Annotated in this window: 11 protein-coding genes; 2 read left to right on the top strand and 9 right to left on the bottom strand. The window is 66.9% G+C overall.

Features of this window, described 5'->3' with window-relative positions; all coding sequences use genetic code 11:
* Window position 1 precedes the first annotated feature (1 nt).
* From guaA to ASC63_RS07885, 7 genes are all read right to left on the bottom strand, one after another.
* The gene (guaA, locus tag ASC63_RS07915; protein WP_055811642.1) at window positions 2-1,588 is read right to left on the bottom strand and encodes a glutamine-hydrolyzing GMP synthase; all 1,587 of its coding nucleotides are present in this window, start codon (window positions 1,586-1,588) and stop codon (window positions 2-4) included.
* An 85-nt stretch (window positions 1,589-1,673) separates the two neighbouring features.
* Window positions 1,674-2,204 (bottom strand): DUF3817 domain-containing protein, encoded by a 531-nt coding sequence (locus ASC63_RS07910; protein WP_082487391.1) that lies wholly within the window; start codon window positions 2,202-2,204, stop codon window positions 1,674-1,676.
* A gap of 4 nt (window positions 2,205-2,208) precedes the next feature.
* A complete protein-coding gene (locus ASC63_RS07905) occupies window positions 2,209-3,093 on the bottom strand; it encodes an SURF1 family protein (RefSeq protein WP_157487629.1) in 885 nt (294 codons plus the stop codon).
* Window positions 3,053-4,453, bottom strand: coding sequence for a cation:proton antiporter (locus ASC63_RS07900; protein ID WP_082487389.1), 1,401 nt, complete (start codon window positions 4,451-4,453; stop codon window positions 3,053-3,055). Before ASC63_RS07900 ends, ASC63_RS07905 begins: the two co-directional genes overlap by 41 nt.
* A 2-nt stretch (window positions 4,454-4,455) precedes the next feature.
* A complete protein-coding gene (locus ASC63_RS07895) occupies window positions 4,456-5,013 on the bottom strand; it encodes a cation:proton antiporter regulatory subunit (protein WP_055811634.1) in 558 nt (185 codons plus the stop codon).
* A 141-nt stretch (window positions 5,014-5,154) separates the two neighbouring features.
* Window positions 5,155-6,885, bottom strand: a complete 1,731-nt coding sequence (locus tag ASC63_RS07890; RefSeq protein WP_055811632.1) for a glycerol-3-phosphate dehydrogenase/oxidase — start codon at window positions 6,883-6,885, stop codon at window positions 5,155-5,157.
* Between the two features lie 86 nt (window positions 6,886-6,971).
* Complete coding sequence (locus tag ASC63_RS07885; RefSeq protein ID WP_055811629.1) at window positions 6,972-8,090, bottom strand: GuaB3 family IMP dehydrogenase-related protein; 1,119 nt, start codon at window positions 8,088-8,090, stop codon at window positions 6,972-6,974.
* A gap of 91 nt (window positions 8,091-8,181) precedes the next feature.
* Here ASC63_RS07885 and ASC63_RS07880 point away from each other — a divergent pair, with 91 nt between their 5' ends.
* Complete coding sequence (locus ASC63_RS07880) at window positions 8,182-9,339, top strand: MalY/PatB family protein (protein ID WP_157487628.1); 1,158 nt, start codon at window positions 8,182-8,184, stop codon at window positions 9,337-9,339.
* 142 nt (window positions 9,340-9,481) lie between these two features.
* Here the strand turns inward: ASC63_RS07880 and guaB are convergent, their stop codons facing one another.
* The gene (guaB, locus tag ASC63_RS07875; protein ID WP_055811627.1) at window positions 9,482-10,984 is read right to left on the bottom strand and encodes an IMP dehydrogenase; all 1,503 of its coding nucleotides are present in this window, start codon (window positions 10,982-10,984) and stop codon (window positions 9,482-9,484) included.
* A gap of 156 nt (window positions 10,985-11,140) precedes the next feature.
* Entirely contained in the window at window positions 11,141-11,437 is a 297-nt protein-coding gene (gene groES, locus ASC63_RS07870; protein ID WP_055811625.1) for a co-chaperone GroES, read from the bottom strand.
* A 137-nt stretch (window positions 11,438-11,574) separates the two neighbouring features.
* Here groES and ASC63_RS07865 point away from each other — a divergent pair, with 137 nt between their 5' ends.
* A complete protein-coding gene (locus ASC63_RS07865; protein ID WP_055811623.1) occupies window positions 11,575-12,765 on the top strand; it encodes a class I SAM-dependent methyltransferase in 1,191 nt (396 codons plus the stop codon).
* Window positions 12,766-12,783: the final 18 nt, after the last annotated feature.

Here is a 12,783-nt window from a genome sequence, read left to right as displayed (position 1 = left end):
GTTACTCCCACTCGATGGTGCCCGGCGGCTTCGACGTCACGTCGAGCACTACCCGGTTCACACCGTCAACCTCGTTGGTGATGCGGTTGGAGATCTTCGCGAGCACGTCGTAGGGCAGGCGCGTCCAGTCCGCCGTCATGGCGTCTTCCGACGAGACGGGCCGCAGCACTATCGGGTGCCCGTACGTGCGTCCGTCGCCCTGCACTCCAACCGAGCGCACATCCGCCAGCAGCACCACCGGGCACTGCCAGATCTCGCCGTCGAGACCGGCGGCGGTCAGCTCGGCGCGAGCGATCGCATCCGCCTTGCGCAGCAGTTCGAGGCGCTCCTCGGTGACCTCACCGACGATGCGGATGCCGAGCCCTGGCCCCGGGAACGGTTGACGTGCCACGATCTCCTCGGGCAGGCCCAGCTGCCGGCCGATGGTACGCACCTCGTCCTTGAACAGGGTGCGCAGCGGTTCGACCAGCTCGAACTGCAGGTCCTCCGGCAGTCCGCCAACATTGTGGTGGCTCTTGATGTTCGCGGTGCCGCTGCCGCCGCCGGACTCGACGACGTCGGGGTAGAGCGTGCCCTGCACAAGGAACCGGATCGGGTCGCCCTCCTCCGCCGCCTCGGCGATGAGGTCGGTCTGCGCCTTCTCGAAGGTGCGGATGAACTCACGGCCGATGATCTTGCGCTTCTGCTCGGGGTCGCTGACGCCGGCGAGCGCGCCGACGAACTGTTCGCGGGCGTCAACGGTGACGAGGCGGATGCCCGTGGCAGCCACGTAGTCCTCCTCGACCTGGCGCCGCTCGTCCTGGCGCAGCAGGCCATGGTCGACGAAGACGCACACGAGTTGGTCGCCGACGGCCTCGTGCACGAGCGCCGCCGCGACGGCGGAGTCGACGCCGCCGGAGAGCCCGCAGATGACCTTGCCGCCACCGACCTGCGAGCGGATGGCCGCGACCTGCTCGGCGATGACGTTGCCGCTGTTCCAGTCGGCGGGGATGCCGGCCGCGCGGTGCAGGAAGTTCTCGAGCACGCGCTGCCCGTGCGCCGTGTGCTTCACCTCCGGATGCCACTGCACGCCGTAGAGACGCCGCTCATCGTTCCCGAACGCCGCGACGGGCGTCGAGTCCGACGATGCCAGCACGGAGAAGCCCTCCGGCGCCTTCGACACGGAGTCGCCGTGGCTCATCCAGGCCGTCTGCGCGTCGGGCTGGCCCGCCAGCAGCACGCCGGCATCCGTCACCCGCACGTCGGTCGAGCCGTATTCGCGCTGGCCGGTGTGCGCCACCTCGCCACCGAGCGCCGTGGCCATCACCTGGAAGCCGTAGCAGATGCCGAGCACGGGTACGCCGAGGTCGAAGATCGCCGGGTCGAAGCTCGGGGCGCCCTCTTCGTACACGCTCGACGGCCCGCCCGAGAGCACGATGCCGGCCGGGCTCTTCGCCGCGACCTCGCTCGCCGTGATGGTGTGCGGCACGATCTCCGAATAGACGGATGCCTCGCGCACGCGCCGGGCGATCAGTTGCGCATACTGCGCCCCGAAGTCGACGACGAGAACCGGGTGCGAGACAACAGGGCTGCCGTCGGTGTTCTTCACCGACTCCGTGCGTGCGGACTCGGTGGTCTCAGACGCGCCGGCCTCACGCTCGGCGTCGGGCGCGGTCGTGGCCGCGGGCTCGGTGCTAATGGGATGCCTCCACGGTTGATCTGGCCTGCGCCTGGTGCGTGGCGAGGAAGGCCTTGACCTGCTTGGTGATGATGCCCTCGACGATGAACGACATGAACGGTACGACGCCGCCGGCGGCGATCAGGAGGAACCGCGGTCCCGACCAGCGCATGAAGCTCCACAACCGGAAGTCACAGAAGAGGTAGACCACGTAGAGCCAGCCGTGCACGATGAGGATGGCCGTGCTCACGTCCATGCCGGTCGCGGTCGGCAGCGTGCCGGTGGGGTCCCACCACACGAGCGCGAGCGCGCCGTGGTTGCCGAATGCGTAGAGCGAATAGTGGAAGCCGTACTTGACGATCATCTCGGCCACGAGCAGCAGCAGCATGATGCCGGTGACGTACGCCGAGACCTGGTACCACTTCAGCGCGCCCGGGATCTTGGGGATGTCGACGGCTCGCGTCCGCGCCTTTTCTGGTGCGAAAAGCTGGGCCAGAATGCGGCCGGGCAGGGACTGGCTGCGCTCGGGAGGAAGGTCGGAGGGCATGGTTTCAGTCTACGTTCTCGCCGATGTCACCCTCGCCGATGTCACCGGATGCGAGTGTCTCCGCTCGGTCCTCATCCTCGCGTTCCTTCGCGTCCTTCACGAGGCGATACCAGAAGTACAGCGCGAAGCCGGCGAACACGGCCCATTCCACGGCGTAGAAGATGTTCAGCCAGTTCAGCGTGACCTGCTGGATGGGCGGCGGCGAGTAGATCGCATCCAGACCGGGCACGGGTTCGTGATCGACGAGGTAGGCGTCGTACACGTCGGTGCCATCGACATCCGACCACAGGTTGTAGAGCTGCGCGGCCGACATCATGGTCATCGTCAGCGGGTCGGCCTTCGGGTCGGGCACCACGGGTGCCTCCGTCGGCAGGAGGCGACCGGTGAGCGTCACGGTGGTCGCCGGCTCGGACTCGAGCCGTGTGACGGCGGCCTCTGCCGCGGCCTTGCTGGGCGCCCACCCGCGGGCGACGGCGAGGGCGACGGGCCGGCCGGAGGCATCCGGTGTGCTCAGGGTGAAGTGCGCCGCCACCCAGTAACCGGATCTGCCGCGATTGAGTCGGTCTTCGATGAGGTGATAGTCGTTCGGGTTGAACGTGCCACTCACCGTGACACGCTGGCCCGTCACGGCATCGCGGATGGGTCCTCCCGGTTTCGCGATGCTGCTCAACTCGGCCAGGTGCTCGGTCGGGGAGACGACCTCGGTGCCGGAGTCAATGGCGCGCCCGAGTTGCCACTGGCCGAGCCAGGCGAAACCGGCCGCGACCGCCATGGCGAGAACGAGGGCGCCGATCCAGCGGGGGCGCACCATCATGCGCAGCAGCGAGGTCTCGGGGGTCAGTGTCTCGCTAATCGTCGTTCCTGTTCGTTGTGCTCGGTCGCTCGGCACGATCGCCTCGCTCAGCCCTGCGGCCCGGGTCTGCCCTGTTGCCAGGATCGGCCTGCCGCATCGCCTGCTCGATCACCCGATCGACGGCCTGCCTGGTGCCGAGATCCGTCTCCAGGTCTTTACCGGAAGTTGCAGCCTCGACCAGGGCGATCTCCTCATCGAGCATCGGGTTGCGGTTCGTGGGCACCTTTGCCTGCCTTCCGCGCACCAGTACAGCACCTATTCGCTCGGAATTCGCTGCAAACAAGGGGCCGAGCACGGCCATGACCAGCACGTAGAGCCCGGCGAACGGTGCCAGCCGCGAGTCGAGGCCGGCAGCGAGCGAGAGCGTCGCCAAAATCAGCGTGAACTCACCGCGGTTGATGAGAATGGCCGTCGCGTTGACCCCCTCGGCCACTCCGAAGCCGTGCAACCGGGCTATCAGCAGCCCCGAGACGATGTTGAGCACGAACGTCATCAGAACCGCGAGAACCACGACCAGAATCACCTGGGGAAACTCCGCGACGTTCAACGAGAGCCCGAAGTTGAGGAAGAAGAAGGCGGCAAAGACGTCGCGCAGCGGCACGGCAACCCGCTCGATGCGGTTGCGGTACCTGCTTGCTCCCAACACGAGGCCGATCAGGAACGCGCCGATCGCATCCGTCACCCCGATGAGCTCGCCGATACCGGCGAACAGAACGGCGAGACCGAAGAAGAGAATCGTGAAGAGCTCGTCATCTTTGGTGCGCACCAGCCGGGAGACGACCCTGCCGCCCCAGCGGGCGATGGTGAACATGACAATGAGGAACAGGAAGGCGATGGAGAGCTGCAAGACGATGGGCCAGATCTGGGTCTTACCGCTGAGCACGACAGAGACGATGGCGAGGTAGATCGCGATGAAGATGTCGCCCACCACGGTCACGCCCAGAATCATGGGGGTCTCGCGGTTGGGCAGGCGCCGCAGCTCGATGAGGAGCTTGGTGATGATGGCGCTGGAGGACGTGCCCGTCATGCCGGCTATCACGAGCGCCTCGCGGGTACCCCAGCCCGTCATCATGCCGAAGGCGAAGCCGACACCGATGTTGAGCACGATGTAGAGGCCGCCTGAGATGAGCAGCTTGCCCGCGCTGCCGAAGAACTCGTCTTGATCGAACTCGAGGCCGAGACTGAACAGCAGCAGAATCAGCCCGAAAATGGCGATGAGCTCGATGTAGTTCGAATCGAAGTTGAGCGGGAACCACCCCGTGTGCGGGCTGGCAAGCACGCCGACGAGCATGTAGATCGGAATGGCGGGAAGGCCGATCAGCTTACCGAGGCGCCCCAATACATACGCGACGACCAGCAGGATGCCGAGAACAATGAGGTCTTCGCCGAGGTGCATGCTCAGACCCCGGGCGGGGAGTCGGACGAGGTCGTTGCGGTTGCGGTGATGGAGGTGGTTGCCGTGGGCAGCTCACCGGAGCGGAAGAAGACGAAAGCCTTGGCGACCTTCTCAGGGGAACCGGCGACGACCAGGGTGTCTCCGGGAAAGACCTTGAAGTCGGGCGAGGGTGCGGGGTTCGCGGAGTCCCCGCGCACAACGGCGACGACGGTGAGACCCACCAGGCCGCGGTCGCCGGGGCGACCAAGCGTCTGCCCGGCGATGTGGTCGTCATAGTCCACCGTGAACCAGTCGATGGAGAGCCCGGGAATCTGATCGAGAGCCGTCAGCGATTCGGTGATCTGGGTGCCGCCGAGCAGTTCGGCAAGCGTGTGCGCCTCGTCTTCGCTCAGCCTCAGGGAGACCTTCGTGACATCCGCGCCGTCGGCGTCGTCTGAAAAGGTGATGAGGTCGCTGTGGCCGGAGCGGTGGGCTATGACGCCGACCTTGCCGCCATCATCCGTCACGAAGGTATGCAGCACTCCGACCCCGGGAAGCTTGACCCGTCGAACGTCGACCATGGTGGTGTCTCCTGAGGTTTTTAGGTAGTGCCTTAATCCTATCTGAGCACTGCCCCGGCCTGCCTCGGGCTCCGCCCGCCCGCACCCACCGCCGGGCGGGCGCGGGTGGTCCTGTGCCGGGTCCCGCGGCGGGCGCAGGCGCTACGCGTTCGCGATGTCGGGGGCGCTCAGGCGGATGCGCTCGGCCGACTCGTCGTCGGGCTGCTGTTGGCTGGCGCGCTCGGCCGCTACCCGCTCGAGGTAGAAGGCCACCTCGCGGTCTTGCCGGTCCGCGTCCCAGCCCAGAACATCCGCCATCAGCGCAGCCGCGACCGGGGCGGCGGACACACCGCGATCCCACGCCTCGATCGAGATACGGGTACGCCGGGCGAGCACGTCGTCCAGATGAATGGCGCCCTCGTGCGACGCCGCATACACGACCTCCGCGCCCAGATAGTCGTCGGCGCCGGGCAGCGGCTCGCCCAGTTCGGGCCTGCGGCGAATCAGTTCGAGCAGGTCTTCCGTGAGCGTTCCGTAGCGGTTCAGCAGGTGCTCGACACGCGCCGGATGCAGCCCGCTGCGCGCCGCGATCCGCCCCCGTTTGTTCCATGCGGCCTGATACCCCTCGGCCCCGACCAGCGCGATGTCCTGGGTCGTCGAGGCCGCGACCTTGCCGTCGAGCGCGTCGGCGGCGGCGTCAATGGCATCCTTCGCCATCACGCGATATGTGGTCCACTTGCCGCCGGCAATCACGACCAGCCCCGGCACCGAATGCGCCACGAGGTGTTCCCGCGACAGCTTGGAGGTCTGATCGGACTCACCCGCCAGCAGGGGGCGCAGACCCGCATAGACGCCCTCGACGTCCTCGCGCGTGAGCGGAACCCCGAGCACCGAGTTCACATGTTCGAGCAGGTAGTCGATGTCTGCGGCCGTCGCCGCGGGGTGCGCCTTGTCGAGGTGCCAGTCCGTATCCGTCGTGCCGATGAGCCAGTGCCTGCCCCACGGAATGACGAACAGCACGCTCTTCTCGGTGCGCAGCAGCAGCCCCGACTTCGACTGGAAGCGATCGCGGGGCACCACCAGGTGGATGCCCTTCGAAGCCCTCACCTTGAACTGGCCGCGCTCGCCCACCATCGACTGCGTGTCGTCGGTCCACACGCCGGTGGCGTTCACCACCTGCTTCGCATGAATCTCGAACAACTCATCGGTGAGCAGATCGCGGGCCTCGACCCCGACGACGCGCTCCCCCACCTTGAGAAAGCCTTCGACGCGCACACGGTTGGCGACGTGTGCACCGTAGTGTGCCGCCGTGCGGGCCAGATTCGCCACGTAACGGGCGTCATCCACCTGCGCGTCGTAGTACGTGATGCCGCCGATGAACGCGTCGTTCGCGAGGCTCGGAATGAGCCGCTGCACCTGGCGCTTCGACAGGTGGCGGTGGTGCGGCACCCCGGGTGGTCGGCCGCCCGTGTAGGAGAAAATGTCGTACAGCAGCATGCCTGCCCCGATGTAGGCCCGCTCGACCACGTGGCGCTTCAGCGGATACAGAAAACGAACCGGCTTTACGAGGTGTGGCGCGATGCGCTGCAGCAGCAGTCCGCGCTCGATCAGGGCCTCGCGCACCAGCCGAAAGTCCAGCTGCTCCAGGTACCGGATGCCTCCGTGCACCAGTTTCGAGGACCGGCTCGACGTGCCGGAGGCGAAGTCCCGCGCCTCGACGAGGCCGACATTGAGGCCGCGAGTGACGGCATCCACGGCGCTGCCGGTGCCCACGATTCCTCCGCCAACAACGAGGATGTCGAGCTCCGCGCCCTTCAGCGCGGCGATGGCTTTGGTACGTTCGGCCGGACCGAGCTTCGACGGGTATGAGACAGGTTCAGGCTGCTTGACCATCAGTACACTCCCACGCGGCGGGGAGGCGAGCACCGCCGTAAGCTCGAGCCCCTGCGCGCGAGCCTCCGGGGCCGTCTGTTTCGACCCTAGCTCACCTGGTAGGGAGCGACCACTACCTCAACCCTCTGGAATTCCTTCAAATCGGAGTATCCCGTCGTGGCCATCGAACGGCGCAGCGCCCCGACCAGATTGGCGGTGCCATCGGGGACGGACGCCGGCCCGTACAGCACGCCCTCGAGCGAGGCGACCTGGCCCACCTGAACCCGCTTTCCGCGGGGCAGCTGGCCGTGATAGGCCTCGGTTCCCCAGTGCCAACCGCCGCCGGGTGCATCCGTCGAGCGAGCCAGCGCGGTGCCGAGCATGACGGCATCCGCACCGCAGGCGATGGCCTTGACGATGTCGCCCGAGGTGCCCAGGCCGCCGTCGGCGATGACGTGAACGTAGCGCCCGCCCGACTCGTCCATGTAGTCGCGGCGTGCGCCGGCGACGTCCGCCACAGCGGTGGCCATGGGGGCGTGGATGCCGAGGGTCGCTCGGGTGGTCGACGCGGCTCCCCCGCCGAAACCGACCAGAACGCCCGCGGCTCCCGTGCGCATGAGGTGCAACGCGGCCGTGTAGGTGGCGGCGCCGCCGACGATCACGGGAACGTCGAGCTCATAGATGAACTTCTTGAGATTGAGCGGCTCCTGCTCCTTGGAGACGTGCTCGGCTGAGACCGTCGTGCCTCGGATGACGAACAGGTCGACGCCCGCGGCGACCACCGTCTCGTAAAGTTCCTGGGTGCGCTGCGGTGAAAGAGCACCGGCAACCGTGACGCCGCCTTCGCGAATCTCGGAGAGGCGCGCGGTCACCAGCTCGGGCTTGATCGGCTCGGAGTAGATCTGCTGCATCCGGGTCGTCGCCTTCTCGGCGGGCAGGCTCTGAATTTCGGCGAGCAGCGGCTCGGGGTCTTCGTAGCGGGTCCAGAGGCCCTCGAGGTCGAGTACGCCCACGCCGCCGAGCTGCCCCATCATGATGGCCGTCTGCGGGCTCACCACGGAGTCCATGGGCGCCGCCAGAAACGGGATTTCGAACTGGTACGCGTCGATCGACCACGACACCGAGACATCCTCGGGGTTGCGCGTTCGCCGGCTCGGCACAACGGCTACATCGTCAAAGGCGTACACGCGGCGGGCGCGCTTGGCGCGGCCGATCTCGATTTCCATGCTCACCTGCCCAGTCTAGGCGGCAGCACCGACGGCCCGCCGGTCGGGTGATCCACTCGACGGCGTCGGCGCTGTGCGGCATGCTGGAGCGATGCACAAGCTGACCGTTCCCACGCTTAAGGAACTGCGCACGCGCACGAGCGAGAAGTGGCGCGAGTATTCGGCGGATGTGCTGCCGCTGTTCGTCGCCGAGATGGACTTTGCGCTTGCCGAACCGATCGCCGAGGCGCTGACCGCGGCCATCCGTCGCTCCGACACCGGGTATGCGGGGGTCGGCAGCACGCTGCCCGACGCCTTCGCCGCATTCGCCGAGAGGCGCTGGAACTGGCGCGTCGATCCCGCCCAGGTCTCCACGACGACAGATGTCAGCGTCGTCATCGTGGAATCGCTGCGGCTCGCGATCGCCTCCGGCGACGGCGTCGTCATCAACCCGCCCGTGTATGCACCATTCTCCGATCTCGTCGCCGAGGCGGGTGGGCGGGTCGTTGAGGTGCCGTTGCTCCCGCCTGAGGGCTCAGCGACCGAGGGCTGGGCACTCGATCTTGACGGGCTGGAGGCCGCCTTCGCCGCCGGCGCACGCGCGTACCTGTTGTGCAGCCCGCACAACCCGGTGGGCCTCGTACACAGCGCCGAGCAGCTGACGGCAGTGGCCGAACTTGCCACCCGCTATGACGTCACGGTCATCTCCGATGAGATCCATGCGCCGCTGACCCACTCGACCACCAACTTCACCGCGTTCCTCAGCGTTTCGGATGCCGCGCGCGAGCACGGCATCACCGCGGCGAGCGCGAGCAAGGCCTGGAATCTCGCCGGTCTCAAGTGCGCCATGTTCGTCACCGCGAGCCAGCGCATGTCGCGGCTGCTTTCCGCCCTGCCCGAGGAGGTGCACTTTCGCACCAGCCTGTTCGGCCGCATCGCCGCGACGGCCGCCTTCACCGAGGGCGAGCCCTGGCTGGATGCGGCGCTCGAGACTATCGAGAGCAACGCCGCCCTGCTGGCGTCACTGCTTGACGAGCGGATGCCACGCATCCGTTACCGCGCGCCGCGCGCCAGCTACCTGGCCTGGCTCGACTGCCGCGGCCTCGACTGGGGCAACGACCCGAGCGTGCGTGCGCTGTCCCGCGCCCGCGTTGCGCTGAACTCCGGCCAGACCTTCGGCACCCAGGGCCGCGGCTTCGCCCGCCTGAACTTTGCCTGCTCCCCCGACACTCTCACCGAGGCCGTCACCCGCCTAGCCGCCGCGGGGTAGCTTTTCTCTCCATCACAGCGAACGAAGCCGGTAGGGCCAACTTCAAGGGTTCGGGGGCGGCGTGGGCAGTCTCCGGGTTCGGCGGGCATCTATGGGCAGAGACTGCCCACGCCGCCCCCGAACCCGACCACCCACGAAAGACCTACCGGCGGTAGTTCGGCGCCTCTACAACCATTTGGATGTCGTGCGGGTGCGACTCCTTGAGCCCGGCAGCCGTGATGCGCACGAACTTGCCGCGCTCCTTCAGCTCGGAGATCGTGCGCGCACCGACGTAGAACATCGACTGGCGCAGCCCACCGATGAGCTGGTACGAGACGGCCGAGAGCGGGCCGCGGTAGGGAACCTGGCCCTCGATGCCCTCGGCGATCAGCTGCTCGTCGCTGGGAACATCCGCCTGAAAATACCTGTCGCGTGAATATGAGGTCTTCTTGCCGCGCGTCTGCAGGGCACCGAGCGAACCCATGCCGCGATAGTTCTTGAACTGCTTGCCGTTGACGAAGACCAGGTCACCCGGGCTCTCGTCGCAGCCGGCCAAAAGCGAGCCGAGCATCACCGAGTCGGCACCGGCGACGAGCGCCTTCGCGATGTCACCCGAGTACTGCAGCCCGCCGTCGGCGATCACCGGAACTCCGGCCTCGCGCGCGGCCAGCGACGCCTCGTAGACGGCTGTCACCTGCGGAACGCCCACGCCGGCGACGACGCGCGTCGTGCAGATGGAGCCGGGGCCGACGCCCACCTTGACGGCGTCAACGCCCGCGTCGATCAGAGCCTGCGCTCCTGCGCGGGTAGCGACGTTGCCCCCGATGATGTCTACGTGCGCGGCGCGCGGTTCGGCCTTGAGTCGACGGATGATGTCTATTACGCCCGCACTGTCACCGTTGGCCGTGTCGACGACGAGAACGTCAACGCCCGCGTCGACCAGCGCCATCGCTCGCTCCCAGGCGTCGCCGAAGAAGCCGATGGCGGCCCCGACGCGCAGCCGCCCCTCGTCGTCTTTCGTGGCGTTCGGGTACTGCTCAGACTTGTCAAAGTCCTTGACGGTGATGAGGCCGGTGAGCTTGCCATCGGCATCCACCAGCGGCAGCTTCTCGATCTTGTGCTCGGCGAAAATGGAAACGGCCGTCTCCGGATCGATTCCGACGGCGGCCGTGATGAGCGGGGCATGGGTCATGACGTCGCGCACGAGCGTCGTGGATTTCTCGCTCACCGAGACGAAACGCATGTCGCGATTGGTGATGATGCCGACGAGAGTGCCGTCAGCTTCGACAACGGGCAGGCCGCTCACGCGGAACTGGCCGCAGAGGGCGTCGACCTCGGCCACCGTCGCATCCGGGGTGGTGGTCACCGGATTGGTGATCATGCCGGATTCGCTGCGCTTGACCTTGTCGACGAATGCGGCCTGATCCTCGATGGAGAGATTGCGATGCAGGATGCCGATGCCGCCATTACGCGCCATGGCAATCGCCATGCGCGCCTCGGTCACGGTATCCATGGCGGAGGAGAGCAGCGGTGACGCGACGGTGATCCGCTTCGTCAGTCGGGTGGAGGTATCCGCCTCGCTGGGTATGACGTCGGTGTGCCCGGGCAGCAGCATCACGTCGTCGTAGGTCAATCCGATGAAGCCGAAGGGATCCGACTGATCCATTACACCCCTTTGAGGTCGCGAGTATGGAGGTTATCCGCCCGACGCCATCGAGGGGGATATTCCATGTTAACGGTAGAAAGCTGTACCTATTCCTGCGGCGCAAATGCAGAAGACCCGGATGCGAACACCCGGGTCTTCTGTGATGGTACGAAATGCTTAGTGAACGACCACCGCGAGAACGTCGCGAGCGGAGAGCACGAGGTACTCGTCGGCGCCGAACTTGACCTCGGTTCCGCCGTACTTGGAGTAGAGCACCTTGTCGCCGACGGCGACGTCGAGGGGAACGCGGTTACCGTTGTCGTCGATGCGACCGGGGCCGACCGCGATGACTTCACCCTCCTGGGGCTTCTCCTTCGCGGTGTCGGGAATGACCAGACCGGAAGCAGTGGTCTGCTCGGCCTCGACCTGCTTGATGACGATGCGATCCTCGAGCGGCTTGATGGAGACCGACACGTTTGACCTCTTTCTTAGACGAAGACTGGAGTTAGCACTCTCATACCGAGGGTGCTAATTAGAGTTTAGAACCTTGACTGGCACTCTTGCAACGTGAGTGCCAGAAAATGTCAGCGTGCGCGCGGTAAGTTGGCGAGATGGAACGCAGCGAATTCGTCGAGTTGCTGTCACCCGAGGGATTGCGGCTGCTCGACTCGCTGCCCCCGTATCGGTCGGCCACAGACGTCGTGCGGGTCGTCGCCGATCTGCGCAAGCAGGGGCACTCGCCCGGCCTCGTCGCCACGGTGCTCACGCAGAACCGACTCCGCGCCAAGGCTGCGGCTAAATTCGGCGATTTCGCCCGCCGGATGCTGTTTACCGAGGCCGGTCTCGAACAGGCGACGCGGCTGCGCGTCGCCGCCCTGCACGCCGGACGCTTCCAGCAGGCGGGGCTCACCCGCGTTGCCGATCTCGGCTGCGGCATCGGCGGCGATGCTATGGCCTTTGCCGCCCTCGACATCGACGTGAAGGCCGTGGATGCCGACGAAGTCACCGCGGCCATCGCCAGCTACAACCTCGCGCCGTTTCCTCGTGCCAGCGTGGAGAACGGCACCGCCGAGACCACCGAGCTGGGCGATGTCGACGCCGCCTACCTTGACCCGGCACGGCGCACCTCCGGCCACAGCGACACCAGGCGACTCACCGACCCCGACGACTATTCGCCGTCGCTCGACTTCGCATTCGGCCTCGCCGAGCGTCTGCCGATCGGCATCAAGCTCGGCCCCGGCATCGACCGCGAGCTGATCCCCGCCGACGCCGAGGCGCAATGGGTCTCGATCGATGGCCAACTCGTGGAGCTGGGGCTGTGGTTCGGCGCGCTCGCCCGCGACGGCATCCGTCGTTCTGCCCTCGTGCTGGATGCCGACGGTGCAGCCGAGATGTCGGCCGACGCCGACAGCGCCGACGCCGAAACCGGCACGCTCGGCGAGTACCTGTATGAGCCGAACGGCGCCGTGATCCGCGCCCGCCTCATCGGCGATCTCGCGCGCAGCCTCGACGCGCGCATGCTCAGCGACGGCATCGCCTGGCTCACCGCGGATGCCCCGGTGAGCACCCCGTTCGCCACCGGTTTTCGGGTGCTCGAGCAACTGCCGTTTGCCGAGAAGGAACTCGCTCGCTCGCTGAAGGCCCGCGGCATCGGCACTCTCGAGATCAAGAAGCGTGGTGTGGATGTCGACCCGGCCACGCTGCGCAAGCGCCTCGGCCTCAAGGGCCCCAAGAGCGCCACGGTCGTTCTGACCCGCGTGGCCGGACGACACAGCGCACTGCTGGTCGAACGCCTCGGCTGAGGTCGCTCGACCCCAGCC

The organism is Leifsonia sp. Root112D2 (assembly GCF_001424905.1).
Classification (GTDB): Bacteria; Actinomycetota; Actinomycetes; order Actinomycetales; family Microbacteriaceae; genus Root112D2.
This window is presented reverse-complemented; position numbering and strand designations above follow the sequence as displayed.